At 60.1% G+C, this 26,295-nt stretch carries 20 protein-coding genes and 1 tRNA gene; 9 read left to right on the top strand and 12 right to left on the bottom strand.

Translation table 11 applies throughout. The features are described from left to right. Positions 1 to 4 precede the first annotated feature (4 nt). Positions 5 to 1,036 carry a tryptophan--tRNA ligase gene (gene trpS / locus Q4G20_RS00295; protein WP_303340986.1) on the bottom strand — a complete coding sequence of 344 codons (1,032 nt, stop codon included), beginning with the start codon at positions 1,034 to 1,036 and terminating at the stop codon, positions 5 to 7. 73 nt (positions 1,037 to 1,109) lie between these two features. On the opposite strand from trpS, the gene Q4G20_RS00290 reads away from it, so the two are divergent. Then, positions 1,110 to 1,802 (top strand): rhomboid family intramembrane serine protease, encoded by a 693-nt coding sequence (locus tag Q4G20_RS00290; protein ID WP_303340985.1) that lies wholly within the window; start codon positions 1,110 to 1,112, stop codon positions 1,800 to 1,802. Here the strand turns inward: Q4G20_RS00290 and murJ are convergent. Genes murJ through Q4G20_RS00275 form a run of 3 tightly spaced genes read right to left on the bottom strand, consistent with a single transcriptional unit; the run spans position 1,799 to position 7,324 of the window. Beyond that, on the bottom strand, positions 1,799 to 3,325 hold the full coding sequence (gene murJ / locus Q4G20_RS00285) for a murein biosynthesis integral membrane protein MurJ (protein WP_303340983.1): 1,527 nt from the start codon (positions 3,323 to 3,325) through the stop codon (positions 1,799 to 1,801). The genes Q4G20_RS00290 and murJ overlap by 4 nt on opposite strands. A gap of 3 nt (positions 3,326 to 3,328) precedes the next feature. Beyond that, positions 3,329 to 6,070, bottom strand: a complete 2,742-nt coding sequence (locus tag Q4G20_RS00280; RefSeq protein ID WP_303341415.1) for a [protein-PII] uridylyltransferase — start codon at positions 6,068 to 6,070, stop codon at positions 3,329 to 3,331. 45 nt (positions 6,071 to 6,115) lie between these two features. Then, positions 6,116 to 7,324 (bottom strand): penicillin-binding protein activator, encoded by a 1,209-nt coding sequence (locus Q4G20_RS00275; RefSeq protein ID WP_303340981.1) that lies wholly within the window; start codon positions 7,322 to 7,324, stop codon positions 6,116 to 6,118. Between the two features lie 109 nt (positions 7,325 to 7,433). Here Q4G20_RS00275 and rsmI point away from each other — a divergent pair, with 109 nt between their 5' ends. The 8 genes from rsmI (at position 7,434) to Q4G20_RS00235 (ending at position 15,796) form a co-directional block, all read left to right on the top strand. Then, the gene (gene rsmI, locus Q4G20_RS00270) at positions 7,434 to 8,324 is read left to right on the top strand and encodes a 16S rRNA (cytidine(1402)-2'-O)-methyltransferase (RefSeq protein ID WP_303340980.1); all 891 of its coding nucleotides are present in this window, start codon (positions 7,434 to 7,436) and stop codon (positions 8,322 to 8,324) included. Positions 8,325 to 8,345: 21 nt separating this feature from the next. After that, on the top strand, positions 8,346 to 8,753 hold the full coding sequence (locus Q4G20_RS00265) for a YraN family protein (RefSeq protein WP_303340979.1): 408 nt from the start codon (positions 8,346 to 8,348) through the stop codon (positions 8,751 to 8,753). A 57-nt stretch (positions 8,754 to 8,810) separates the two neighbouring features. Continuing rightward, complete coding sequence (gene gshB, locus Q4G20_RS00260) at positions 8,811 to 9,776, top strand: glutathione synthase (RefSeq protein ID WP_303340977.1); 966 nt, start codon at positions 8,811 to 8,813, stop codon at positions 9,774 to 9,776. Positions 9,777 to 9,807: 31 nt separating this feature from the next. Then, positions 9,808 to 11,649, top strand: coding sequence for an ABC-F family ATP-binding cassette domain-containing protein (locus Q4G20_RS00255; RefSeq protein WP_303340975.1), 1,842 nt, complete (start codon positions 9,808 to 9,810; stop codon positions 11,647 to 11,649). A gap of 105 nt (positions 11,650 to 11,754) precedes the next feature. Next, complete coding sequence (locus tag Q4G20_RS00250; protein WP_303340973.1) at positions 11,755 to 12,480, top strand: MipA/OmpV family protein; 726 nt, start codon at positions 11,755 to 11,757, stop codon at positions 12,478 to 12,480. Between the two features lie 63 nt (positions 12,481 to 12,543). Beyond that, a tRNA-Arg gene (locus Q4G20_RS00245) sits at positions 12,544 to 12,620 on the top strand. A gap of 97 nt (positions 12,621 to 12,717) precedes the next feature. Further along, positions 12,718 to 13,578, top strand: coding sequence for a hypothetical protein (locus tag Q4G20_RS00240; RefSeq protein ID WP_303340972.1), 861 nt, complete (start codon positions 12,718 to 12,720; stop codon positions 13,576 to 13,578). Positions 13,579 to 13,846: 268 nt separating this feature from the next. After that, positions 13,847 to 15,796, top strand: a complete 1,950-nt coding sequence (locus tag Q4G20_RS00235) for a hypothetical protein (RefSeq protein WP_303340971.1) — start codon at positions 13,847 to 13,849, stop codon at positions 15,794 to 15,796. Positions 15,797 to 15,800: 4 nt separating this feature from the next. On the opposite strand, the gene Q4G20_RS00230 is transcribed toward Q4G20_RS00235, so the two are convergent. From Q4G20_RS00230 to Q4G20_RS00195, 8 genes are all read right to left on the bottom strand, one after another. Continuing rightward, complete coding sequence (locus Q4G20_RS00230) at positions 15,801 to 16,094, bottom strand: addiction module antidote protein (protein ID WP_303340970.1); 294 nt, start codon at positions 16,092 to 16,094, stop codon at positions 15,801 to 15,803. Between the two features lie 3 nt (positions 16,095 to 16,097). Continuing rightward, a complete protein-coding gene (locus Q4G20_RS00225; RefSeq protein WP_303340969.1) occupies positions 16,098 to 16,394 on the bottom strand; it encodes a type II toxin-antitoxin system RelE/ParE family toxin in 297 nt (98 codons plus the stop codon). Positions 16,395 to 16,685: 291 nt separating this feature from the next. Then, positions 16,686 to 19,667 (bottom strand): type III restriction-modification system endonuclease, encoded by a 2,982-nt coding sequence (locus tag Q4G20_RS00220; RefSeq protein WP_303340968.1) that lies wholly within the window; start codon positions 19,665 to 19,667, stop codon positions 16,686 to 16,688. 1 nt (position 19,668) lies between these two features. Further along, positions 19,669 to 21,570, bottom strand: coding sequence for a site-specific DNA-methyltransferase (locus Q4G20_RS00215; protein ID WP_303340966.1), 1,902 nt, complete (start codon positions 21,568 to 21,570; stop codon positions 19,669 to 19,671). Between the two features lie 23 nt (positions 21,571 to 21,593). Further along, entirely contained in the window at positions 21,594 to 22,364 is a 771-nt protein-coding gene (locus Q4G20_RS00210; protein ID WP_303340965.1) for a DUF4391 domain-containing protein, read from the bottom strand. After that, a complete protein-coding gene (locus tag Q4G20_RS00205; protein ID WP_303340964.1) occupies positions 22,361 to 25,561 on the bottom strand; it encodes a helicase-related protein in 3,201 nt (1,066 codons plus the stop codon). Before Q4G20_RS00205 ends, Q4G20_RS00210 begins: the two co-directional genes overlap by 4 nt. Beyond that, positions 25,561 to 25,686, bottom strand: a complete 126-nt coding sequence (locus tag Q4G20_RS00200; protein ID WP_303340963.1) for a hypothetical protein — start codon at positions 25,684 to 25,686, stop codon at positions 25,561 to 25,563. The genes Q4G20_RS00205 and Q4G20_RS00200 overlap by 1 nt, the downstream gene beginning before the upstream one ends. Beyond that, positions 25,683 to 26,006 (bottom strand): HigA family addiction module antitoxin, encoded by a 324-nt coding sequence (locus Q4G20_RS00195; RefSeq protein ID WP_303340962.1) that lies wholly within the window; start codon positions 26,004 to 26,006, stop codon positions 25,683 to 25,685. Before Q4G20_RS00195 ends, Q4G20_RS00200 begins: the two co-directional genes overlap by 4 nt. Between the last annotated feature and the right edge of the window lie 289 nt (positions 26,007 to 26,295).

Here is a 26,295-nt window from a genome sequence, read left to right as displayed (position 1 = left end):
TCCGTCAGCGCGTGCGCAACAGGCCCATGATTTCCTTGGTCCGGTCCAGAATCGGCGTGGCAATGGCGTCGGCGCGGCGTGCGCCATCGGCCAGAATCCGGTCGATTTCCGCCGGATCGGCCATATAGTCCGACATCTTGCGCGTGATGGGCGACATCGCGGCTACGGCTACCTCGGCCAAGGCGGGTTTGAACGCGCCAAAGCCCTGACCCTCGAACCGGGCCAGCACCTGATCGGGGGTTTCATCGGCCAAAGCGGCATAGATGTTGATCAGATTGCGCGCCTCGGGGCGGTCTTTCAGGCCGTCCATGCTGCCGGGCAGGGGGTCGGCATCGGTCCGCGCCTTGCGGATTTTTTGCGCGATTGCGTCGGCGTCATCGGTCAGGTTGATGCGGCTGGCATCCGACGGGTCAGATTTCGACATCTTTTTGCTGCCATCCCGCAGGGACATGACGCGGGTTGCCACGCCCTCGATCAGCGGCTCGGTGATGGGGAAATGGTTAACGCCGTAATCATGGTTAAACTTGGCCGCGATGTCGCGGGTCAGCTCCAGATGCTGTTTCTGATCGTCGCCCACGGGAACAGCGGTCGCCTGATAGGTCAGAATATCAGCGGCCATCAGCGCAGGATAAGCCAACAGGCCCAGACTGGCGTTTTCGCTGTTTTTCCCGGCCTTATCTTTGAACTGGGTCATGCGATACATCCAGCCGACGCGCGCCACCGTATTGAAAAGCCACGCCATTTCGGCATGGGCGCTGACCTGAGATTGATTGAACAGGATCGACTGCGCCGGATCAACACCGGCGGCCATGAATGCGGCTGCGGCTTCGCGCGTGCGCTGTAGCAGGGCTTGGGGTTCCTGCCAGACGGTTATCGCGTGCAGGTCAACGACGCAGTAAAGCGTTTCCGCCTGATCGCCCTGCAACGCGGCAAAGCGTTTCAGCGCGCCCAGATAATTGCCCAGCGTTAACCCACCCGAGGGCTGAACCCCCGAAAAAATACGCGGACGAAAGGGGCTGGTTGTGGTGTCGGTCATCGCGGCCTGCCTTGGAATTTGCTGCCTGTTGGCTTAGCGGTTGCCCGCATCATCCGCAAGTCAAGGAACCGCCATGCCGACCGAATCGCCTCTGAACCCGCTGCCGCTGATCGTCTGGTTGCTGGCCCTGCCGATCATCGCGTCCGAGGTGCTGTTTGGGTTGGGCCAGTTGGGCTTCATTGGCGGGGCCGAGGGCGTGGGCCTGCGCCTGTCGGCCATTCGGTTAACCGCGTTTCCGCCGGAATGGGCGCAACGCATCTGGCAATATGGGTCGTTTGACAGCAGCGCGGCCTATCGTATCGTTAGTTTCAGCTTTGTGCATATGAACTTTACCCATGCGCTGTTTGTGGCGGTGTTCACGCTGGCCTTGGGCAATATGATCGCGCAGCAATTCCGGCCTTGGGCGGTTGCGGTGTTGTTTTTCGGGTCGGCGATTGGTGGGGCGCTGATCTATTCGGCGCTCATTCCGATGCTGGCGGTGCAGTTCAGCCCTCTGATCGGCGGCTATCCGGCGGTTTATGGGCTGGTGGGCGCGTTCACGTTTTTGTTGTGGGCGCGGCTGGGGATGGAAAACGCGAACCGGATGCGCGCCTTTGTTCTGATCGGCACGCTTCTGTCGCTGCAACTGGTGTTCGGGATGCTCTATGGTGCCATGGGGTTCGGCTGGATCGCGGAAATCGCCGGATTTTTCGTGGGCTTTGGCCTGTCATTTGTGCTGGTGGATGGCGGGATCGGGCGCGTGATGCGCCAGATCCGCAGCCGTTAACGCCGGACCGAGGCCCGCAAATCCGCGATGCGATAACCCGCGATAAACCGCGCCAGCGTGAAATACAGCGCGGCCCCGCCAAAGACCAACACCATCAGGCCGGGGACGCGCCCGATTTGCGCCGCCTCCAGCCAGCCACGCAGAACCCACAGCGCCCCGGCCATCAGCGCCGAACAGATCAGGATGCGCGGAAAGGCGCGTTTCAGTTGCGCATCGGCGCGCGCGGCCTGACCCATGGTGCGGGTGCCGTGCCACAATTGCGCAACCATGATCCACGCGGCGATTGACGTTCCCAATGCCGCCGCCAGAAACCCGATAAACGGCATCAGGCCAAAGGCTACGGCGGCGTTCACCCCCATAGAATAGACCGCAAACCGGAACGGGGTTTGGGTATCTTCCCGCGCGAAATACAGCGGTTGCAGGATTTTTTGCAGCACAAAGGCCGGCAATCCAAGGGCATAGACGATCAGCGCGGCGGCGGTTTGTTGCGTGTCATGCGCGGTAAAGGCGCCGCGTTCAAACAGCGTCGCCACCATCGGTTGCGCGATCACGGCAATGGCAAAGGCGGCGGGCAGGGTCAGGAAAAACCCGAACTCGGTTGCGCGGGAATAGGCCGCCTGACCGCCTGCGTGATCATTGGCGGCCAGCCTGCGGGCCAGTTCGGGCAGCAGCACCACGGCGACGGCGGCACCGACCACGCCCAGCGGCAGCTGATACAGCCGGTCGGAATAAGACAGCCACGCGATTGCGCCTTCGAACCGCGATCCGACCTGACGGCCGATCAGCAGGTTGATCTGCACCACGCCGCCCGCAAAGGCGGCGGGCAAGGCAATGGCCAGCAGGCGGCGCATATCGGGCGACAGGCGCGGGCGGCGGGGCAGGAAGGTCCAGCCCGTGCGCCGCGCGTCCCACCAGACCAGCCCCAATTGCGCCAGCCCTGTGATGGGCGTGGCCCATGCCAGCGTCAGGCCCAGATCCCAGCCCTGCCACCGGCCCATGAACATCGCGCCGATGAACAGCAGGTTCAGCAGCACCGGCGCGGCGGCGGCAGCGGTAAACCGGCCATTTGCGTTCAGCACCCCCGACACCATCGAGGCCATGGAAATCAACAGGATATAGGGAAAGGTGATCCGCCCATATTCGACCGCCAGATCAAACCGTTCATCACCCGCAAAGCCCGACGCCATCAGCCAGACCAGCACCGGCATGAACACCATGGCAAGCGCCGACAGGATCAGCACGACCATGAACAGGCCGGAAAACGCCTCGGACGCGAAACGCTGCGCCTCGGCGCGGTTGTCTAGCTTTTTGGAAAACAGCGGAACAAAGGCGGTGTTAAACGCGCCTTCGGCAAAGAAGCGGCGGAACATATTGGGCAGGGACAGGGCGATCAGGAACGCTTCGGCCATGGCACCGGTGCCAAGCCATGCGGCCATCAGAATATCGCGCACAAATCCCGCCACGCGCGACATCAGCGTCCATACCCCCACGGCCAGAAAGCCGCGCACCAGTCCCTTTTTCATCGTCTAAGCCTCTGCCCGTTTTGCGCCTTCGGCTATGGCAGCACGCAGTTTCTTTTCCAAGGTGTCACGTTTCGCGGCGCTGTGTAATTTCAGGCCAAAGGCATCTTTGACATAGAAACTGTCCACGACCTGCGCGCCAAAGGTGGCGATCACGGCGCTGACGATCTGGATATGGTTCGCGGCCAGCGTGCGCGTCAGATCATAGAGCAGGCCGGGGCGGTCGCGGGTGTCCACCTCGATGATGGTGTAAATCTCGCTGCCTTCGTTATCAAAGGTGATGTGGGTCGGAAAACGAAATTCGCGGTTGCGTTTTTTCGGTTTGTCCTGCGCCATGATGGCATCACCGACGACGATTTCCCCCGCCAGAATGCGCAGGATTTTGCCACGGATGCGGGGCAGGCGGTCATCGGGAAACGGATGCCCCGCCGCGTCCTGCACCCAAAACACCGCCGTCGCGTAGCCGTCGCGCGTGGTATAGGTGCGCGCGTCCACCACATTCGCCCCGGTCAGGGTCAGCGCCCCGGCCAGACGCGAGAAAATCCCCGGATGATCGGCCAGCGTGAACACGGCGCGCGTGGCGTCGCGGTCATGATCGGCGCGCAGGTCGATGCGGATTTCGTCCGGCCCAATGTCACGCAGCAATTCGGCAAAGGCCACCTGCGTTTGCGTCGGCAGACCCGGCCAATAATTGTCGTAATGCCGCGCGATTTCGGCGCGGATCGACCGGGGATCCCAGCCCTTGGCCGACAGCAGATGGCGCAGGGATCGTTTCGCCTCATTCCCGCGGCGGTCGCGGTTCAGTTCCTCGAACCCGCTGTCCAGAACATCGGCGGTTTGCTGATACAGCGTGCGCAGCAGCGCCGCTTTCCAGTTGTTCCACGTCCCCGGACCGACGCCGCGAATATCGCAGACGGTCAGAACCAGCAGCAAATCCAGACGCTTGCGGGTTTTCACCGCCTTGGCAAAGTCGCGCACGGTGCGCGGATCGGCAATGTCGCGTTTCTGCGCCACATCCGACATCAGCAGGTGATTGCGCACCAGCCATTCCACCGTCTCGATCTCATCCTGCGCAAACCCAAAGCGCGAGCAAATCCGCCGGGCAATGCGGGCGCCGATGATCGAATGATCTTCGGGGCGGCCCTTGCCGATGTCGTGCAGCAAGATCGCCATATAGATGACGCGCCGGTTCACATTCCCGGCCTGCATGATTTCGCTGGACAGGGGCAGATCGGCAGGATGTTCGCCGCGTTCAATTTCGGCCAGTGCCGCAACGCATTGGATCGAATGTTCGTCCACGGTGTAATGGTGATACAGGTTGAACTGCATCATCGCGACCACGGGTTCAAATTCGGGGATAAACGCGGCCAGCACCCCCAATTCATTCATCCGGCGCAGCGCGCGTTCCGGGTTGCCGTGCCGCAGCAGGGTGTCCAGAAAAATGCGCGACGCCTCGGGGTCGGATTGGACCTTATCATTCAGCCGATGCAGGTTGGCCGCGACCACACGCATGGCGTCGGGATGGATCAACATGCCGGTGCGCAGACCTTCTTCGAACAGGCGCAAGAGGTTCAGCGGATCGGCCAGAAAGGCGTCCTGATCGTCAAAGGACAGCCGCCCCTGCTGATCGACAAAGCCCGGCTTCATCCGCCGCCGGCGCCGCAACAGGCGATCCAGCAACGGCGCGCTGCGGACGTGGCGCGTTTCCAGCACGGTCAGGAACACGCGGGTCAGTTCGCCCACACGGGTCGCGTGGCGGAAATAATCCTGCATAAAGTATTCCACCCCGCGCCGGGCCGATGTGTCGTGATAGCCCATGCGGCGCGCGACCTCGACCTGCATGTCAAACGACAGCACGTCAACGGGGCGGCGCGCGATCAGATGCAGGTGACAGCGCACGGCCCAGAGGAAATCTTCGGCCTGCCAAAAGGCCAGATGTTCATCACGGCTGAACACGCCCAGATCGACCAATTCGACCGCGCGATCGACGCGGTGAATGTATTTGGCGATCCAATACAGCGTTTGCAGGTCGCGCAGGCCGCCTTTGCCCTCTTTGACATTGGGTTCCAGAACGTAACGCTGCCCGCCCTGTCGTTGGTGGCGCTTGGCGCGTTCGACCAGTTTTGCTTCGATAAATTCGGGGATGGTGGGGGCGAAGAGTTCGGTCCACAGCCGTTCGCGCAGCATTTCCGCGACATGGGCGTGGCCGGTGACATGGCGGTGTTCCACCAGAGACGTGCGGATCGTGATGTCCTGTTCACCCAGACGCAGGCAGTCGTCGATGCTGCGGATGGAATGGCCCAGCTTCAGCTTCAGATCCCACAGCATATAGAGCATGGATTCGACCACGCTTTCGGCCCAGCCGGTGGTTTTATAGGGCGTCAGAAACAGCAGATCGACATCGGATTCCGGTGCCATTTCCGCGCGGCCATAGCCCCCCACGGCCAGCACCGCCAGCCGTTGCTGATCGGACGGCGTGGGTTGGGGATGCAGCAGCGTGGTGGCGACGTGATGCACGGCAATGACGATGCCATCGGTCAGGCTGGCCATGGCGCGCACGGTTTCGCGTGCCGCGCGGGGGTGGCTGGCAAGGCCCGCCTGAATATCCTCCATGGCGGCGGCGCGTGCGTCGGTCAGCAGCGCAACGGTCTGGGCGCGGATGTCGCGCGGATCGGTCAGCGGTTCCAGTGCCGCATCCAGCATCGGCAGGAACGACAGAGGGTCAAAGATGGCCTGCGCCCCGGGCAATGCCGGGGCGCTTTGGACGGGTTGATCGTTTTGGGTGGTCAAGTGTTACGACCCGAACCCGCTGGCGCTGCGCGGTGCGGCGTCCAGAATGACCAGTTGCCCGTTGCGGATGGTGGCGACCGCCAGACCGCGGCTGACCGTGCCGTCGCGGTTCATGCGGAACACACCGCCCACGCCGTTGTAACCCGCGCGCTGCGTCAGCCCGGTGGTGGTCAGCGCATTGGCGCGCCCCGTCCGCGCCGATGAGGCAACCGCCGACACGCTGTCATAACCCAGCCAGGCCAGCGGGTGCGGTGCCTCGCCATAGGCGGCGCGGTAACGCTGTTCAAACTGCGCCTGCATGGTGGTGTCGGGGATCGCAAACCAACCCTCGGCCAGTTGTGGCATCCGCAGACGGTCGGCGGGCTGATCCCAACGGGTCAGGCCCATCATCTGCGTGACGGGGGACCGCACGCCCGCCTCGGCCAGTTTTTGCGTCAGATAGGGCAGAACTGCCTGATTGTTCGCGGTCATGAACACCGCATCCACGCCCGCCGCATTGGCCGCCTGCGCGATACGCGGCGCGGCGGCGTCAATGCCGGTCACGGAAACGGGGTGATTCGTGCGCCCCGCCAGACGCGCGCCATTGCGGGCAATCGCGGTTTCAATCGCGCGCGCGCCCAATTGGCCGGCCACGTCATCCTCGGCCACCAGATAGATGTTGCGTTTGCCCTGACGGGTGCCATAGCGCACCAGACGGTCGGAAATCATCTCAAAGCTGTTGCCCATCACGAACAGATTGCGGTCGGCGACCTGCGTGTTGTTGGAAAACGACATGACGTTGATATTGCGCGGCAACATGGCGTTGCCGACGGCGTTTGCAGCCTCGGCGAACAGCGGGCCGACGATGATCTGCGCGCCGGCATCGGCGGCGGCATTGGCCTGCGCCACGGCGCGGTCGGTCGCGGCCCCGTGGTCGTAAATGCGCAGGTCAATATTGACGCCCTGCGCGTCCGTTGCGGCCATGCGGGCGGCGTTTTTCAGGCTGCGCGCCAGCCAGTCCAGATCGGCGGACCCCGCCCCACCCGGAGCCAGCAAGGCGACGCGCACCGGCTCGCCCGGGGTGATCATCTGGCCGATATCGGGACCACTGGCCTGTTGCTGCACCCCGACGGGATCACAAGCGGCAAGAAAAAAGGCCGATAAAACGGCCCCGGCGCGCAGACAGGCGCGGCGCATTCCGGTGCTGGGCCGGAGGGTGGCAGAAGCAAACATAGGAAACGTCCCTGCTTTACGTTATGTGATTGCGGATGACATGAAACTAGGCGGTCGATTCCCGCTTGGCAATCAGCCTGTTTGACCACCACCATAAATCAAGGCCCCCATGACCGACACCCCCCGCCGCCTGTCCGCCAGCATCGAAGCCACATCCCTGCCTGCGGGCCTGTATCTGGTGGCCACCCCCATCGGTGCGGCGCGCGATATTACGCTGCGTGCGTTAGATGTGCTGAACTCCGCCGATGTGCTGGCGGCCGAAGATACGCGCGTGCTGCGGCACCTGATGGATATTCACGGAGTGCCGCTGCGCGGGCGGCGGGTCTTGGCCTATCACGACCATAACGGCGACCGCGCGCGGCCTGCGCTCTTGGCGGCTTTGGCGGATGGGGCCAGCGTGGCCTATTGTTCGGACGCGGGAACGCCGCTGGTGGCCGATCCCGGCTATCGTCTGGCCCGCGACGCCGCCGAAGCCGGCGCCCGCGTCCACGCGCTGCCCGGCCCATCGGCGGCGCTGACCGCGCTCAGCCTGTCGGGCCTGCCCAGCGACCGGTTCCTGTTTCTGGGCTTTCCACCCGCGACCGCAGCGGCGCGAAAAACATGGCTGCGGCAGTGGATGGCGGTCGATTCGACGCTGATTATCTTTGAAAGCCCCCGGCGCATTAACCGAACATTAAAAGAACTGTGCGAGATTGACGCGAATCGGATTACAGTGGTGGCGCGGGAACTGACAAAGAAATTCGAAGAAATCATTCGCGGGCGGGCCGCCGATCTGGCCGATGATCCGCGCATGGACAGCCTGAAAGGCGAAATTGTCATGGTTCTGGACCGGCCCACGCCGGTGACGGCAGGTGACGACGACATCCGGGCGGTACTGCTGCGCCATCTGGAACACCTGTCCGTTAAGGACGCAGCTCGCGAAGCGGCGACCGAATTGGGTCTGCCACGGCGCGATGTGTATCAATTTGCCCTGACCATGGGGCGCGACGACGGCGAATGACGCCGCAGAAAGGGGCCGGTTATGGCGTTTGATATGGTTCTGGACCACAGCACGGCTGCCCCTTCACGGCGCAGGCGTGGGCAACGCGCCTATCAATCCGGCCTGATGGCCGAAGATTCGGTATCCCGCCTGTATCTGCGCCGTGGCGCCACCCTGCTGGCCAGTCGCTGGCGCGGCAAAGCGGGCGAAATCGACCTGATTTTTCAGGACGGTGCCGACATCGTTTTCGTCGAAGTGAAGGCATCATCAACCCATCGGGCGGCGGCTGAACGGCTGGGCCGCGCGCAGATGGACCGCATTTGTCTGGCCGCCTGTGAGTTTTGCGATGCAAACGGGTTCGGTGGTTTGGCGTCGATGCGGTTTGATGTGGCACTGGTCGATGCGCAGGGGCGGGTCGATCTGATCGACAATGCGTTCGGTGCGTTCTGACCCGGCTTGCATCTGCGGGTGATGCGCGTCACACATCCCCAAAGTAAGGAGAGTTGGATGAGCCTTTACGTCGCCCTGCAAATGGATCCGGTCGAACATGTCGCGATCACGGCCGACAGCACGTTCCGCATCGGGATTGAGGCGCAGGCCCGCGGGCATCGCCTGTTCCAATACACCGCCGATCAGTTGCGCTATGACGAAGGGCGGGTGATTGCGCGCGGGCGTCCGGTTGTGCTGCATCGTCAGCAGGGCGCGCATGTCGATTTTGGCGATTGGGCCGATGTGGACCTGACCGGATTTGATGTGGTCTGGCTGCGTCAGGATCCGCCGTTCGATATGTCCTATGTCACGAATACGCATCTGCTGGACCGGGTGCATCCGCGCCCCTTAGTGGTGAATGATCCGTTTTGGGTGCGCAACTGCCCGGAAAAGCTGATGGTTCTGGATTTTCCCGACCTGACGCCGCCCACGATGATCTCGCGCAATCCCGATGATTTCCGCGCGTTCCGGCAGCGTCATGGCGATATTATCGTCAAGCCGCTCTATGGGAATGGCGGGGCAGGGGTGTTTCATCTGCGGCCCGAGGATCCGAATCTGGCATCGCTGTTGGAAACCTTTGCCGGGATCAACCGCGAACCGATGATTGCGCAGAAATACCTGCCCGCTGTGACGCAGGGGGACAAACGCATTATTCTGGTCGATGGCGAACCCATTGGCGCCATTAACCGCGTCCCGCAGGCGGGTGAGGCGCGGTCGAATATGCATGTCGGCGGGCGCGCCGAAAAGGTTGGTCTGACCGACCGGGAACGCGAAATTTGCGCGCGCCTCGCGCCGGTTCTGCGGGAAAAGGGGCTGATTTTCACCGGCATTGACGTGATCGACGGCTGGCTGACCGAAATTAACGTCACCTCGCCCACTGGTATTCAGGAACTGGAACGGTTCGATGGCGTGAACGCTGCCGCCGCCATCTGGCAGGCGATTGAAAAACGACTGGATGCGCAACGGGCTGGGGGCGCGTCTTGACGCCACTTTCCCTTTGGATCATGCGACGCTGATGTTGCGGATCTCTGACATTAACTATTCCATTCAGGGGCGCCCTTTGTTCGAAGGCGCCTCGGCCACCATTCCGGACGGGCATAAGGTCGGCCTTGTCGGACCCAATGGCGCGGGCAAGACCACGCTGTTTCGTCTGATCCGGGGCGAATTGTCGCTGGACGGGGGCGAGATCAGCCTGCCGTCGCGGGCGCGGATTGGCGGCGTGGCGCAGGAAACGGCGGCGACCGGGCGGTCGGTTCTGGACACGGTTCTGGACGCCGATACCGAACGCAGCGCGCTGATGGCGGAATCGCAGACCGCGACCGACCCGAACCGCATTGCCGACATTCAAACCCGGCTGGCCGATATCGACGCCTGGTCGGCCGAGGCGCGCGCCGCCACCATTCTGGACGGTCTGGGCTTTTCAACCGCCGATCAGGCCCGCCCGACCAGCGATTTTTCCGGTGGCTGGCGGATGCGCGTTGCTTTGGCCGGGGTGCTGTTTTCGCAGCCGGATGTGTTGTTGCTGGACGAACCGACCAACTATCTGGATCTGGAAGGCGCGCTGTGGCTGGAAACCTATCTGGCGCGCTATCCGCATACGGTCATCATCATCAGCCATGACCGCGATTTGCTGAACCGCGCCGTTGGCCATATCCTGCATCTCGAAGATCGTCGGTTAACGCTCTATACCGGCGGCTATGACAGCTTTACCCGGCTGCGCGCGGAAAAGCGCGCGCTTCAGGCGGCCGAGGCGCGCAAGCAGGCCGATCACCGCGCCCATCTGCAAAGCTTTGTTGACCGGTTCCGCGCCAAGGCGTCCAAGGCCCGTCAGGCGCAGGCCCGCATCAAAATGCTGGCCAAGATGGAACCGATCACTGCCCCCGAGGATGCGAAATTCCACCGTTTCGCCTTTCCCGCGCCCGACGAATTGTCGCCGCCGATTGTGTCCATCGAAGGCGGCTCTGTGGGCTATGGCGACCGCGCGATCCTGCGGCGGCTGAACTTGCGCATTGATCAGGACGACCGCATCGCGCTGTTGGGGCGCAATGGTCAGGGCAAATCCACGCTGTCCAAACTGTTGGCCGAACGCCTGCCCGTGATGGAGGGGGACGTCACACGGTCGTCGAAACTGCGCGTCGGCTATTTCGCGCAGCATCAGGTTGACGAATTATCGCTGGACGACACCCCGCTGGACCATATCCGCCGCCTCCGCCCGGATGAGTCACCGGCGAAACTGCGCGCGCGTCTGGCCGGTTTCGGTCTGATGGAGGCGCAGGCCGAAACCTGTGTGCGCCAACTGTCCGGCGGGCAAAAGGCGCGGCTGTCGCTGTTGATCGCGACCATCGACGCCCCGCATTTGCTGGTTCTGGACGAACCGACCAACCACCTGGACATCGAAAGCCGCGAAGCCTTGGCGCAGGCGCTGAACGATTACAATGGCGCGGTTGTTCTGGTCAGCCACGACATGCATCTGTTGGGGCTGGTTGCGGATCGGCTGTGGCTGGTCAAGGATGGCGCGGTTGCGCCCTATGACGGCGATCTGGATGATTACCGCCGGTTTTTGTTGACGCCCGTGGCCGCGCCGGTGGTCGATGCGCCGAAACCGGCCCCGAAACGCGCATCCCGTGACGAAATGTTAACCATCCGGGCCGAGGTTCGCCGGGCCGAAGATCGCGTGAACAAGCTGGCCGACATGATTGATAAACTGAACGAAAAACTGGCCGATCCCGCGATTTACCAAAACCCTGCGGATGCCGAAAAATGGGGTAAAAAACACGCCGAGGCCGTGGCCGCCATGTCCCGCGCCGAAGACCTGTGGATGACCGCGTTGGAACAATTGGAACAGGCGGGGGATTGATCTGTTGCGGAAATGCCCATTCCGGCCCGCGCGCCACGGCGGCGGTTGTTTCGTGGGCGCGCATCCGCTATGATTGCGCCAACCACCTTTAGACGGATTCCACCCATGAAATACGCTTCGTTCGCCCTGATGCTGATGGCCACGCCGGTTGCGGCGCAAAATTTTGGCGGGGCCAGCTTTGACGTGGGGTTGGGCGCGGCCTATCAACCGGCCTATCCGGGCGCGTCGTCGGATAAGGTGACGCCGTGGTTCATTTTCCGCGACGGCAGCTATACCCCCGGCGCGGGTCAGGACGCGCAGGGTTTCGGGATCGCGCCGTCCGCTGCGCTGGTTGGGAAGCGTAAATCCAGTGATTCGGACAAGCTGGCCGGCCTGCCGAATGTCGATCGCGCCATCGAATTGGGCGCTCGGGCGCGTTACGGCATGGGTCCGGTGACGGGTTATGCAACCGTCCGCCGTGGGTTCAACGGCCATACCGGGTTCACCGGCGAAGTCGGCGCGCGTGTCCGCACCGATGTGACCGACCGCTTCACCTTGTGGTCGGGGGCCGAGGTGACCTATGGCAATGCCCGCTACAACCGCACCTATTTCGGCATCAGCGACGCGGACGCCGCCGCTGCGGGCCGCGATGCCTATGACGCTGGCAGCGGGTTCAACGCCGCTGCGCTGACGCTGGACATGCGCTATGCCGTGACCGACACGACCGCTTTGGTCGGCGAAATGCGTTACGGTCGCCTGATCGGTGATGCGAAAAATTCGCCGGTGGTGCAGGATACCGACCAGTCGTCGATCAAAATCGGCGTGGTGCAGCGGTTCAGTTTTGGCTTCTGATCCACGGTTTCACTGATTTTTCCATTGCACAGCCCTGTCCGCCGGGCTATGCACCCCGAACAAGCACCCGTAGCTCAGCTGGATAGAGCGCTGCCCTCCGAAGGCAGAGGCCAGAGGTTCGAATCCTCTCGGGTGCGCCAGTCTTTTCAATAAGTTGTGTGGATGCGGCGTGAAGGCTGCGGCGTCGGTATCCGGATTTTCTCCGGATAGCGCTCAATCCGGCGGCGGAATCGCATCATGAGCCGCCACAGCTTTGACCCGCAAGTGGCGGTGCAGGTGGGTTTGAACGCCGCCGTGATCTATCAGAACATCTGCTTCTGGGTCGAGAAGAACGAGGCCAACGGTCACAATTTCCGAGATGGTCGCTACTGGACCTATAACTCGGTCTCGGCCTTCGCGAAGCTCTTTCCCTATTTCTCGCCCAAGCAGGTTCGCGTGGCCATCGACAAGCTGATCGAGGCTGGCTTGATCGTGAAAGGCAATTACGCTGGAGATAAATATGACCGGACGGCGTGGTATGCCCTGAATTCTCCCATTTGCCCTCAGGGGCAAATGGATTCGCCGCACAAGGCAGATGGATGTGCCATTAGGGACAAACTATCGGCCCCTGAGGGCAAATGTAATAGGAACAGTTATAACCCAGATGAAAAACCATATCCTCCCTGTGCTGACGCACAGGGGCTGGATGCGGGTTTTCAAAAGATTTGGGAAGCGTATCCGCAAGACCGGCTGCGCAAGCGAGAAGAGTGCCGCGTACTTATAGCACAGGTTCTATCCGAAGCGCCCGCCGATGACCTCGCTGTTGCAGCCAGATCATATGCCGTCGAGTCAGCCGAATTCACGCGGTCGAAGGTCAGTTTTATTGACAATTGGTTGCGCGATGGGAAATGGCGGCGTCATGTTGAAGAAAGGCGGCTTTCATCTGAAATGACCCAGCCTAACGGCGGGGCACTTCAAAAAGTGTTGGCGCGTCATGCGGAATGGGTTCGCACGCGCAGCCCGCTTTGCCGTACGATGTCGCCGGGTAATTTCGCAGAGCTGATTTCGCAGGGCTTGGTGACGCGCGAAGAGGCATCGGCGGCGAGGATAGGCCTATGACGCCACTTCGATTGCCCCCGGCGCCGCTTAGTGGAGTTGCCGCCGCATCTGATGCTGTCCGTCACCGTCTCGCAAAATTCGCCCGACGCCGCCCCCACAAGGCAGGCGAAGGGCGAATTTTGCAGCCGCCCCAGGCGGCTTCGATCCGGCACGGATCGGCGGCGCAGCCGCTGGCTGGTCCCAAGGGCGCAGCGCCTTGGCCGACACGTTGCTTGCAACGTTATAGTCGGACAGTACAACGTTATGACTATCGCTTTCGGTGGTCATGATGAGCGGCCCCGGTTTTGCGAATCTCAGGACGTTCTCGCGGTCAGGAAACAAGGCAGGTCAGTCCGTCGATCAGGTCTTGAAAGAAGTCGAAGGTGACGCGGAATATTCATCGCACGTCGAACAGCCAAAGCCGCCCGAGCTTATTTTTGGCATGACGATTGATGAAGTCCGGCAGGCGCACGCCGCCCTACTCGCAAAGCGTAAAACCAAGGTGCAGGTCAAGGGTGAAATCAAGGAACGAGCTATCCGGAAAGACCGTCACACTTTGGCTGGTTGTGTGATGAGCTATCCGGTCCCTCGTGAACAGGTTCAATCTGATCATGAGGAATGGAAGCGTTATTTGGAGTGGCGCGAACTAAACCTGAAATGGTTGAAGAAGCTCTGGGGTGGCAATCTGAAATCAGTCATTCAGCACAGTGACGAACCCTATCTGCACTTGCACGCCTTTGGGCTGCCTGAGTCTGATTCCGGCTGTGACGCTCGCACAATGAATCCGGCTTACATGATGAAGCGCCGGGTACTTCAAGAAGAAAAGGCCGCAGGAAAATCAAATAAAGAGGCACTCAAGATTGCGAAACGCGCATACCGTTCTGAAGGCAGAAATCTTCAAGATGATTATCATGCAATCGTCGGCATACCGTCCGGCCTGACGCGCTACGGTCCTAGGCGTAGAAGGCTGACCCGCGCAGAATGGCATACCGAGAAAGAAATTGCGCGTGCGTCATCTGATTTCAGCTTGATCGCTGAAGCTCGCGAAACCAAGAAATACTGTGACCGGCTTGAATCTGAGGCGGATGAACTTGTTCAGAGAAACCTAGACCTTCGTTGGACGTTCTCGAAGCTCAAAATTGAAAGATCGAAGGTAGCAAAAGCGCTTGATGATGAAAGAAATGCTGTCGAAGCGGCGCGAATCGAGCGCAGGGAAATTGTCGAGTCTGGCAGGCAGTATTCAATGAAAATTATCTATGATGCCGATGAGAAGGCGCATAATATCATTGCAGCTGCCGAAGCCCGCTCAGAAAATGCCGAGAAGTTGATGGCGTTGGCAGAAGAAGCGCGCCTGTTACAACAAAATGATGCCGCCCGTCGAGAGAAGGAGCTTGTAGCGCGAGATCAGCAACTTACTGCGCGCGAAAGGCATTTGGAGGTTGTTGTTGATGATATTGAAAATGCAGCCGACAATCTGGGCCGCGCAATAAATCTTGTCGCTAAAAAGCGCATATTGGATGTTATTAAAGCTTCTGATGCTGGTGAGGCCGTGTTCCATCATCTGACCCGCGCGTCTGGCAAGGATCACCCGACGCGGCTCGACTGGTTCCGCGCCGCCTCGCTGCGATTTCTTGAAACGGGACAAGCGCGACATCTTCCGGAAAGCACGATTGGCGCAATCAATACGGCCTTTGACAGGATTGGATCATGGGCTGCTAGAACCGCTCAACTTGAAGCTGACGCGCGCGCGAAGGGGCTGGAGGATGCCCGGCAGGAGGCCGCGAAGATCGTTGAGAGCGCCACAAAGGCCGCCTCAACACACAAGCAGGCTGCGGAATCCGGGGCCGTGCGAATTCTTCAAGAAGCGGAGCTGTCGGCTCATAAGCTGGTTGATGCCGCGAAAGCCGAGGCCATTCAGATCGCCCAGCAAGCAACGCTCAGTTTAGAAGAGGCCGCGACGCTCAAGACGCAGGCTGAAACCGCGCTCACATCTGCCGAAGCTGAGGCGACCCGCCTTGTTCGTGAAGAAATCCAAAAACGCCGGATGGAGCCACAGGCTAGCGCATGGGCAGCCTTCGCTGAACTGCTTAAGGAGGGCGTTCGGGCGGTCTTTGGCAACGAAGGCTATCAGCGGCTGGCGGATTGGTTCAGGCCACGTTGGCAAAGCCATCCCGCAAACCCTGAGCGCCCAGTTGAGCGCCGCGCCGATTGGAACCGCTCATCCGGTCCGTCCCCGTGATCGGTCAGGTATTTGGCTGAAATGACAGCTTGAAGCCCAGTGCTTTGGACACTTTCAGCACCGTTGCCAGCGTCGGATTGCCTTCACCGGACAAAGCCTTATTCAGCCCAACCCGGCTCATGCCGACCTCTTTAGCAAGCGCGCTCATGTTGCGCGCGCGGGCAACCACCCCAAGCGCACGTGCAATATAGGCCGGATCGTCGCCGCCTTCCTCCATCACCGCCTCAAGATAGGCGGCGATATCTTCATCGGTTTTCAAGTAATCGGCGGAATCATACCGCGCGAAGGTCGCGTCCATCACTCAGTCCTTCCACTCTTCGGCCAGTTCCTTGGCAAGTTTTATGTCCCTGCTTTGCGATGACTTGTCGCCGCCGCACAGCAAGATGATGACGACCGGGCCGCGCTGCATGAAATAGACGCGATAGCCCGGCCCATAATTTATCCTCAACTCCGAGATGCCGCCACCGACCGGTTCGACATCACCGGGATTGCCCATAGCCACCCGATCCAGACGCGCGGCAATGCGGACTGCCGCCCGTCGGTCGCGCAGACCGGACAACCAGCGGTCAAAAGTAGAGCTGCGGATGAGGTCAATCATATGAACACTATAGTTGTAGTCGAAGAAATGACAACTGAAGTTTTCAGCCTAGTTGCAAAACGTAATTCGGTGCGCCTTCACTGTAACAGGCTAAGATCACACCGAGCCGATATATCATTTTGTCGGCAGCTACCATGAAGCCTGGTAGTCAGGGCGTCGCCGCGATGGGCCAGCCGGTGGCGCTTGTGCGCAAATGGCTCGACGAGGCTGCCGCCTCGCCGGATTGGCGGCAGCACGAGGCTGCCGCCCGCCAGCTCACCCTCTTTTAGAGGGTGGCTCTGGTGGCTGGTATCAGCAATGCTCCATGAGGTCGTCGATCTTGGTGGCTCTGATGTAGCGGGCCGGATTCGCGTCAACGGCAAGCGCCTTGAAATGCGCTTCGCCGCAGGCGATCTTCGCGGCTTCGTTGTCGCGCAGGTCGTCGGTGAACAGACTGCCTTTCGTCTCGACAACGAAATACAGGCGTTCCGCGCCGTCCACCTGCACCAGCACCGCCCAATCGGGATTGTAGGTGCCGAGCGGCGTGGGGACTTTGAACCAACCCGGCAGCTTAGCGTAAACCTTCACCGCCTCGTTCTTTTCAAGCTGTTCGGCGAAGGTGCGCTCGACGCCGCCGGAGTCGTAGATGACATGCTCGAACACGGATTTTTGCGTATCCTGAAGCATGTTCTTCAGATAGCCGGTCAATTCCTCCTGCTCGAATAGCTCCTGCGCGTAGAAATGATCGTTGCCGATCCGCTGGTATTTGATGCCGTCCACGAGCGCGAGGCGTTTGGTGCGGTTGATGGTTTCCGCCGCCAGTTCGATGAAAGCTTGGGGGTTGCGCTTGAAATCGCCAAGCCTGCCGCTCTCGGTCAGGATAGTGACAAGGCTGCGGCGCGTAAGCTGGGTGCGGTCCTGCAAATCGGTCAGCACGTCAGGAAGGGCAATATCGCCTTCTTCGATGGTGACGGGGCCGGACGTAGCGGTTTCGGTAGCGATCACGCCGCCTTGACCGATGGCGAGGTCAGCCTTGCGGATGACGGCTTTCGCCTTGGTGATGGGCGGTGCGTTGGAAATCGCCTTGGTGCAATCCTCGATCAACTTGGCGTTGTCGAAATGAACGCGATAAGTCGTGCGGTGCTTGATGCGGTCCCATAGCGCCTGAAACTCGGCGCTGTGCAGGACTTCCTTGCGCACGCGCACGGCCTTGCGGTCGTCGGCGTTCTTGATGTCGAGTTTCCCTGCGATTTTGCGCAGCACTTCCTTGATCTGCGGCAGGTGCGCGGCGTGCTCGTCGGGAACGGTCAGCGTTCCGTCTTTCAACGCCGTGCGCAGCTTGTCCTGTACCTTGCCCTTGGCGTCGATGAAATCGGCGCCTTTGAGATATTCATGAATCGCGGCGGATTCCTCGAATCCCAGCATAACAAGGGTGCCGTCCTCTTGCTGGACGGAGATAGCCGCGAACTGGTGTTTCTCGACGATGCCGAAACGGATGCCGGTATCGGCCTCGATCTCTTTCTGTAGGTTTTCCGCGAAGGCTTCGTAGCTCTCGGTGGCGATCACGGTCAGCGTGTTGATCTCGAAGCCGCGCAGCCGTTCGCCCTGCTGGTTGACGCAGAGGCGTAAGCCTCGCCCGATGGTCTGGCGGCGTTCGCGCTCGGTGCCGATTTCGCGCAGCGCGCAAATCTGGAACACGTTGGGATTGTCCCAACCCTCTTTCAGCGCGGAGTGGGAGAAAATGAACTTGAGCTTCGTGTCGAAGCTAAGCAGCTTCTCCTTGTCCTTCATGATGAGGTTATAGGCGCGTTCGGCGCTGTCGCGATTGGCCTGATTGTTCTCGGCGGTGTCGGTCCATCGCTTGTTCTTGTCGATGGAGAAATAGCCGTCATGCACTTCTCGGGCGTCGGTTTCGAGGTCCACTTCCTTGAACAGACTGGCATATTCTGGAAGCTTTGCGGCACGGCGATATTCTTCCTCGAAGATTGCCGCATATTTGCCTTTCACCGCGTTTCCATCCTCGTCGTAGGAACGGTAGTGCTCCACGGCGTCGATGAAAAACAGGCTGAGCACCTTGATGCCGAGCGGCGCAAGACGGCGCTCTTTCTCAAGGTGTTCGGTAATCGTGCGGCGGATCATGAGCCGCCTGACGGCATCGGCGTCAACATCGCCGATGGCTTGCCCAACAGCGAGGAAGGATTCCGACCCGGCGGTTTTCACTTCGAGCAGAGAATCTTTGCCCGCGACCCGGATTTCACCGATGCGGCAATCCTTGTAGATGGCGCGGCCTGTTGTATCCTCCAAGTCGTCGCCGTCCTGCACAGTGACTTCCTTGCGGCGTACCTGTCCGCCTTGCTGTACGTCGATTTCGACCTTGGCGGTAACGGCACCGCGCGCATTGCTGGCAGAGAGGAAACGCAGATAGGCTTTGTTGTGCCCGCCCTCGACTTCGAGCGAGGCCACTTCGATCTGCTTGACCAGCTTGCGTTCATAGGCATCCACGGCGTCCAGCCGGTAAACCATGTGGTGCTTGTCAACATGCGTTGCGGAATAGCGTAGGGTGCAGAGCGGATTCATGGCGTTGAGGGCTTCTTTGCCGCGTCCCTCAAGGCCGCCATCCACGGTCTGCGGCTCGTCCACGATAATGACGGGGCGCGTGGCGCGTATCAGGTCGATAGGCGCTTCGCCGCCGGTTTTTTCGCTGTCCTTGTAAAGATTGTTCACGTCTTTCTTGTTGATAGCCCCCACGGTCACGACCATGATTTGAATGGTCGGGCTGGTGGCGAAATTGCGAACTTGCCCCAACTTCGATGAATCGTACAGAAAATAGTCGAAAGGTTGACCGGAATAGAGGCCCTTGAAATGATCCTCGGTGATTTGGAGCGTCTTGTAGACGCCCTCCTTGATGGCGACGGACGGCACCACGATCACGAATTTTGTGAATCCGAACCGTTTGTTCAACTCGAAAATCGTGCGCAGATAGACGTAGGTTTTGCCGGTGCCCGTCTCCATTTCTACGGTGAAGTCACCTGACGCGAGCCTGGCGGACGGCGGCAGGCCGTTCTTGAGCTGGATTTCGTTCAGGTTGGACATGATCTCGTCGTCGAGCAGGGTCAGGCGATTGCCGATGCCCAGCGCGTTTTCGACAAGGCCAAGCTCCTGTTGCGCGCCACCGGAGGCTTGGCGGGTGACAGTGAACTCGGTGCGGTTGATCTCCTGCCCGCGAAACAGGTCGCAGACAGATTCGATGGCGGTGTGCTGATAGTCGAGGTTCGTCTCGAAATGCAGTTTCATCTCAGAGGCTCCTCACGTCGAGGATGCCGTTCTGATTTAGGATCGCCGCCATGTTGGTCTTCGCTACGTCATCAGCAAAACCGGAATCCTTGAACACGACGCGGGTGTCAACGGCGGGCGCGAGTTCCGTCCACCATGCGACGATGCCATTGGCGACGTTTTCAACCGTGTCGGTGGTAAGGCCATCGGCAAGGCAAACGATCAGCGCGCCGCCGCCGATGGAATGAACAGCCTTCCCGGCAATGTCCTTCTTCTCGATAGGAACGCACAGATCGAGACCCAGCTTGAGCAACAGCTCATAGAGCACATCCTGTTCGGTGCGGCCCGGCACAAGATGCTCGGTGTTGGCAAGCAAGGTACCTTCAAGGTCTGACGGCTCCGGTTCCCATGCGACGATGTTGGAGGGAGAGAGCTTGAAGACACGGAAGCCGAGATCGCCATCAAACTCGGGAGCATTAGCTTTAACTGCTGCTGCTGCGCGGCGCAAGCGCTCCTTCGTAAGTTCGGCGATGCTACGCGGCTTGTTCAAACTGTCGCAAAATTCTGCAGCAATTTTTTGCTCAGCTTTGGCTGGATCGAGCGGTTGAGGAAGCTGGACAAGTATATATCGGCGCTTGCCGCCATCGGCGGCGTTTTGTGCCATTACGGCATGACCAGTAGTTCCTGAGCCCGCGAAGAAATCTAAGATTATGTCGCTATCGCGCGAGCCTATTTGTAGCAATCTTTCGATGAGCCGCGTTGGTTTGGGGTAGTCAAAAACTGCATTTACGCCAAACAAATCGTCAACTTCACCTTTAGCCATCGCAGTGTCACCCGCGAACTTGCGATGAAATATGGTGATTGGTACCAACCCATCCTGCACTTCGGAAAGGAACCGCTTGATCATCGGGTAGCTATCTCCCGCCCCCCAGACTATAGCATCGTCAGCGATTTTCTCATTGATAGTATCTTCACTAAACGCCCAATACCGCCCTTGAGGGCGGCGGAGGACAACGCCGTTAGGCTTGGTTATCGTGTATTCGGCTGAATAAGGATTGTGCGCGGTGATTGGATCGAGTTTCCAAGGGCCTTTGGGGTGGTTATCTGGGTTAGAGTATGCATTGGTGTTGTCGCGTGGTAGCAGAGGGCGGGGCCAGTCAGGCTTTGATTTCGCGATACATAATACGTAATCGTGAGATGTGGAAAAATAGCGAGAAGAATTTTTTCGCGTGTGTACTTTTTCCCATACAATGGTTGCGACGAAATTCTCCTCGCCAAAAATTTCGTCGCATAAGCGCTTTGCTGATGCTTGTTCTGAGTCATCCAGACTAATGAAAATCGCACCATCTTCTGCAAGCAAATTTCGGGCAAGCTTCAAGCGCGGATACATCATATTCAGCCAGTCCGTATGGAACCGACCTGATGCTTCCGTGTTGGATGACGCCCTAGCCCCGCCTTCGTTAATCTGGCCGGTCAGCCTCAGATAATTCTTGATGCTGTCCTGAAAGTCGTCGGGATAAACAAAATCCTTACCGGTATTATACGGCGGGTCGATGTAGATGAGCTTGACCTTGCCTGCGTAGCTCTTTTGCAGGAGTTTCAGAACCTCAAGGTTATCACCCTCGATCATGAGGTTTTGCGTCGTGTCCCAATCAACACTTTCATCCGGGCACGGCAGCAATGTGCCAGTAGACGGCGTCAGGGCGATCTGCCGTGCCTGGCGCTTGCCGTGCCAGTTCAGCCCGTATTTCTCGTCCTTCTCATCGACGGCTCCGCCCAGCAGTTGCCGGAGCACGTCGAAATCAATGCTGCCTTCCTTGAAAGCATCGGGAAACAAAGCTTTCAGAGCATCAACATTTCCGGCGACAATGTCGGCGCTCTTGGTGGCAGGGTCATCCAGAACGAGTTTCTTGATTTCAGGCATGTGAGACGGATTCCCCCTTGGAGTCATAGTTGGTTTGCATAGGCAGCGAGGTCAGCCTCGCGCCGCTGGATTTCGAGGTTGAGGTCCACGCGGCGGCTAAGCTGCTTCTCGCGCTTGGCCTTGGCGCGCAGACCTTCGATTTCTTTAGTGATCCGCAAATGCGCGTCGAGCGCCGCGCGGCGGCGGTCAATGGCTTCCTGATCGTCGGTCGGGGCAAACGCGCCCGTCAGGCGGGCGGCGTTGACGGCCTCGATCCGGGCGATCCAGCCCGCATAGAGGGCGAACAGGTCGGTACGCGGTTGTTGCGCCAGCGCGAGGCTTTTCAGGAAGGCGACCTGCACGGAATCCACCGCATCGGCCCGAAGCCCGCTTGCCGCGACGACATGCTCGATCACCGTGCGGCCCGCCTCGTTCTGCGCATGGCGCTTGTGCGCCGCCGATACGGCAAGGCCGCTTTCGTCGGCGGTGACAAGCAGCAGAGGGTAGGGAATGGCGCGGTGGATCAGCTCGATCAGCCGCGCTGCCTTCGCGCCGGAACGGAAAGCGCAGCCGACAACGGCAATCTCAAGATATTCGCGGGTATCGTCGGAAAACACCGGAACGCCGATGGTGGCGGGCTTGCAGGCAGCGAACCATTGCAGCTCGTCGATGCCGTCCTGAATAGCGCGCTTGTCGGCGGCGGTCGGCGCACCTTGCTCGACCAGCAGCTTCTTCGGGACGCGGGAATCGACGCGCGCGCCGGGCGGAAGGCCCAGCGCGTTGACGATGGCGAGGAAGTCTGCACCCGCCGTCATGCAGCCCCCACATCCGGCAGGATGACAAGGAAGGCGACAACCTCGAAATCGTTGATACCGGCAAACTCGCCTTTCAGCGCGTGAGTGCCGCCGGGGTTGAATAGGCTGGCGACGGCACGTTCCTCGCTTTTGCCAACGATGGAGGCGACGGCGCGTGCAAGAAGCGCCTGATAATCCTCCATGTCGCGCCCGTATCTGGTGGCTTTGTCGAAGCGCGCGGAGGCTTCGGCATCGGGCAGGTCGCGCCCGATGGCTGCTTTCTTGAGCCGGTCGAGCACCTGCTTCGCCTGCGTATAGGGTAGCAGAACCTCGCCTTCGTCGCCGACATGGACGACGAAATTGGGACTCAAGGGATAGCCGGGTTCGGCGGCACGTTCCGCCGCCTCGCCGACAGCGCGCAGGCAGAAAATGGCACCGGGCGGCAGATCATTTTCTGGGGCGGATGCATCTGGCGCAGGCACCACGGCATAAGTGCCAGGCGGCAGGGTTTCCAGCCGCTCGCGGTGCTCGCGCATATATCCGGCAAGGTCGATGCGGAAATCGTTGAGCGTAAGATCGGCGATGGAAACGCCGCTGGACAAATCCTCAAGGTCGATCACCGCGTCCTGCAATTTTTGCAGTTGGGCGCGGCGATATTCGAGATCGTTCATCTGGTTTCCGGCCTGAAACTCGATGATGTTTTCCTCGCCCGTCGCGGACACGTCGAGTAGCACCATGCGCCCGCTGACGCGGGATTCGAGGTCGAGATATTCGTCCAGCTCCATGTTGGGCCAGAAATTGACCAACTGGATGCGGGTATTGGTCGAGCCGATACGGTCGATGCGCCCGAACCTCTGGATGATCCGCACAGGATTCCAGTGAATATCGTAATTGGTGAGGAAGTCGCAGTCCTGAAGGTTTTGCCCTTCGGAAATACAGTCGGTGGCAATCAGCAGGTCGATTTGGCCTTCGGCGTTCATTTCCTCTGGACGCTCTTTCGAGCGTGGAGAAAAGGCCGAGAGGATCGAACTCATATCACCGCGCAACCCGCGCAAGCTTGTCTTGTTCGCGCCCGTGCCAGAGACAACGGCGGTTTCAAGCCCAAGCTCGTTCTTCGCCCAGCTCGCAAGCTGCGCGTAGAGATAATCCGCCGTATCGGCAAAGGCAGTGAACAACAGGATTTTGCGGTTCTCGGCATTGATCGGGGCTGCGGCCTTGCGAGCGATCACGTCTTTCAATGCCGCCAGCTTGGCGTCGCGTTCCGGCGTGACGGCCTGTGCTGCGGACAGCAGCGTGGCAAGGCGGTTGCGGTCCTCGATCAAATCCTGCCGCCAGCGAACGCGGTCAACGTCGTGGAGCAAGACCTTGACCTTGCGCCCTATCAACAGGGCCTCGAAAGCAGGATCGTCTATATCGACATCGTCGATAGAAACCTCGTCCACGCTTTCATCGTGGGCGTCGATCTTCGCCAAGAGCGCGTTCACATCGGCAAGCTGGCGCTTGATGGTGAGCGCGAAGGACGCGACCGAGCTTTCCATGCGTTTCAAGATATTGACGCGCAGCAGATGAATGAGGCTTTCCTCGCGGTCCACCTGCCGGAAAAAGCTTTCGCCGCCCCTGATCTTGGTGCTGTATTTCTCGTCATAGACGGCCTGTTTGTGCGGCAGGACGTAGCGCAGCGGCGCATAGGCTGCGAGCGTGAGCCGTCTGATTTCGTTGTTGATCTCGCGGATAGGCCGGAACTCTCCGGCAAGGTCCACGTCGGCCTTGATATTGACGGGGCGCAGACGCTCCGGGAACTGACCGGTTTCTTCGGTGCCGTAATAGCGTTGGACGTGCTTGCGGGAACGGGCGATGGTCAGCAGGTCCAGCAATTTGAAATAGTCGAAGCCGAGCATATCCATCAGCCGCGCGGGGCGGCGGTCGGTTTCGGGCAGGTCCAGCCAGCGGTTGAACTGCGTTTGCGCCTTGCGGATGGTGGCCTCGATGCTCTGGATGCCGTGGCCCATGAGGGCGAGGTCATTACCTTCGGTCATGAAGGCGATCTGGTTCTTGAGGTCGGCAAGGCGATTGTTGACCGGCGTGGCGGACAACATGAGCACTTTGGTTTTGACGCCCGCTTTGATGATGCGCTTCATCAAATGGTGGTAACGGGTATCACGGTCCTTATGGGTCGCCTTGTTGCGGAAGTTGTGGGACTCGTCGATCACGACAAGGTCGTAGTTGCCCCAATTCACATGACTGAGGTCGATGTCGCCGGACATGCCGCCGTCGCGCGACAGGTCGGTGTGATTGAGCACGTCGTAATTGAAGCGGTCGGACGCAAGGATATTGCGGCGGTCGTTGGCCTTATAGAGCGTCCAGTTGTCGCGCAGGCGCTTGGGGCAGAGAACAAGAACGCGGTCGTTGCGCAGCTCGTAATATTTGATGACGGCAAGGGCCTCGAAGGTTTTGCCAAGGCCGACGCTGTCAGCGATAATGCAACCGCCTATGCGTTCCAGCTTGTCGATAGCACCGACAACGCCGTCACGCTGGAACTTGAAAAGCTTGTTCCAGACGTTGGTGTTACGAATGCCGGTGGCGGATTTGATAATCCGTTCCTCGTCAAGCTCGTCGCCCAAATCCTTGAACAGCTCGAAGAGCACCTTGAAATAGAGGAGCGACGGCGGGCGATGGCTCGCCGCATCGTCGAGGCGGGCAGCAAGCTCGCCCCCTGTCGGCTTTAGGCCGTTCCAATTCGCCTGAAACCAATCGGCATAAGCCGCCGCTTCCGCGTCCGTATCAGAGAGCTGCACAAGGCCAAGCCGGTCGCCGGGCGTGATGCCCAGACCTTCGGTCGTGAACGGACATGTGCCGGTCAGGACATGGCGGTCGTCGTCGCCGGAAACGACAATCATGGATTGAGGTGGCGCTGTCGGGACGTGCCGCACTTCGGCATGCTTGTTCAGCCATTCACCGGCAACTTTGGCAAGCCAACGCCCTTGCAATTTGCCGCGCGCGGCAATGTCACCCGATCCACCGTAGAGGGAATCGGCAAGGGCAGTGTCGGCACCGAGAAGAATACGGCAGTGTCCGGCCTTCTTCAGATGATCGCGCACTTCTGCAAATGCGTAGAGCGAGAAGTCCGGCGACATGAGATCAAACGCCGAATCCGGCTGAAGCCAGTCTCGGAGCCGATCAATGACGCGCTCATTTCCGGTATTGCGCAGAAGTTTCATTAGCGCGCCGCTCTATTGATATCGGGCTGCGGATCGAAAGACCTACCTTCATCGGACACGGGCGGGCAGAAGGGCGCTGCCAGATGGTGGCGAAACTCTTTGCCCTTGAAACTCAGTTCCGTCATGCCCGCCCCTTCGCATTCATGCCCGTGTACCGCTCGACCTTGATTTCTCCCGCCCGTTTGCGGGCTTGAGCAATATCGTAGCTGTTCTGCATCCGCATCAGCGCCTCCATCGAGACGCCGAACGCCTTTTCGATCCGGAGCGCCATGTCCGGTGACAGGTGCGCCCGCTCGTTCAACAGCGCCGACAGCGCGGGCCGTGTGACGCCGAGGGCGTCCGCCGATTCCGTCACGGACAGGCCGAGCGGTTGCAGCACCTCATGCTTCACGAATCCGCCCGGATGGGCAGGCTTCTTAAGCCGAAGGTCATCGTCATCCGTCATCGTTGCGCTATCCGGTTGAAACGCCCCTTGAGCCGGTTCCCAGCCTACAGGGCGGTTCGTTGCCTGTAAAGCTACGCTTTACGTACACTTAGAGCTATGCCTTAGCCTGTTCCCAAGGCCGACATGAACAGCATACTGAAGCTTCCGCTACGGTGGGGCTGATCGCCCTCCGACTATGCCGCGCAACCTTGTGCCGAGCGCTCTACCCTCAATCGGCTGCCCGCACTACCCCTTTGGCCAGCATATTCCCCTCATCTCAGTTGCCAAAGCCAGTTCCGGCGTCTCTTCC

The sequence above is a fragment of the Paracoccus sp. (in: a-proteobacteria) genome, assembly GCF_030538495.1.
Taxonomy (GTDB): Bacteria; Pseudomonadota; Alphaproteobacteria; order Rhodobacterales; family Rhodobacteraceae; genus Paracoccus.
This window is presented reverse-complemented; position numbering and strand designations above follow the sequence as displayed.

Coding starts and splice junctions, on each gene's coding strand:
- trpS (WP_303340986.1), bottom strand. CDS start 1,036: ATGACCGACACCACAACCAGCCCCTTTCGTCCGCGTATTTTTTCGGGG.
- Q4G20_RS00290 (WP_303340985.1), top strand. CDS start 1,110: ATGCCGACCGAATCGCCTCTGAACCCGCTGCCGCTGATCGTCTGGTTG.
- murJ (WP_303340983.1), bottom strand. CDS start 3,325: ATGAAAAAGGGACTGGTGCGCGGCTTTCTGGCCGTGGGGGTATGGACG.
- Q4G20_RS00275 (WP_303340981.1), bottom strand. CDS start 7,324: ATGTTTGCTTCTGCCACCCTCCGGCCCAGCACCGGAATGCGCCGCGCC.
- rsmI (WP_303340980.1), top strand. CDS start 7,434: ATGACCGACACCCCCCGCCGCCTGTCCGCCAGCATCGAAGCCACATCC.
- Q4G20_RS00265 (WP_303340979.1), top strand. CDS start 8,346: ATGGCGTTTGATATGGTTCTGGACCACAGCACGGCTGCCCCTTCACGG.
- gshB (WP_303340977.1), top strand. CDS start 8,811: ATGAGCCTTTACGTCGCCCTGCAAATGGATCCGGTCGAACATGTCGCG.
- Q4G20_RS00255 (WP_303340975.1), top strand. CDS start 9,808: ATGTTGCGGATCTCTGACATTAACTATTCCATTCAGGGGCGCCCTTTG.
- Q4G20_RS00250 (WP_303340973.1), top strand. CDS start 11,755: ATGAAATACGCTTCGTTCGCCCTGATGCTGATGGCCACGCCGGTTGCG.
- Q4G20_RS00240 (WP_303340972.1), top strand. CDS start 12,718: ATGAGCCGCCACAGCTTTGACCCGCAAGTGGCGGTGCAGGTGGGTTTG.
- Q4G20_RS00235 (WP_303340971.1), top strand. CDS start 13,847: ATGAGCGGCCCCGGTTTTGCGAATCTCAGGACGTTCTCGCGGTCAGGA.
- Q4G20_RS00230 (WP_303340970.1), bottom strand. CDS start 16,094: ATGGACGCGACCTTCGCGCGGTATGATTCCGCCGATTACTTGAAAACC.
- Q4G20_RS00225 (WP_303340969.1), bottom strand. CDS start 16,394: ATGATTGACCTCATCCGCAGCTCTACTTTTGACCGCTGGTTGTCCGGT.
- Q4G20_RS00220 (WP_303340968.1), bottom strand. CDS start 19,667: ATGAAACTGCATTTCGAGACGAACCTCGACTATCAGCACACCGCCATC.
- Q4G20_RS00215 (WP_303340966.1), bottom strand. CDS start 21,570: ATGCCTGAAATCAAGAAACTCGTTCTGGATGACCCTGCCACCAAGAGC.
- Q4G20_RS00210 (WP_303340965.1), bottom strand. CDS start 22,364: ATGACGGCGGGTGCAGACTTCCTCGCCATCGTCAACGCGCTGGGCCTT.
- Q4G20_RS00205 (WP_303340964.1), bottom strand. CDS start 25,561: ATGAAACTTCTGCGCAATACCGGAAATGAGCGCGTCATTGATCGGCTC.
- Q4G20_RS00200 (WP_303340963.1), bottom strand. CDS start 25,686: ATGACGGAACTGAGTTTCAAGGGCAAAGAGTTTCGCCACCATCTGGCA.
- Q4G20_RS00195 (WP_303340962.1), bottom strand. CDS start 26,006: ATGACGGATGACGATGACCTTCGGCTTAAGAAGCCTGCCCATCCGGGC.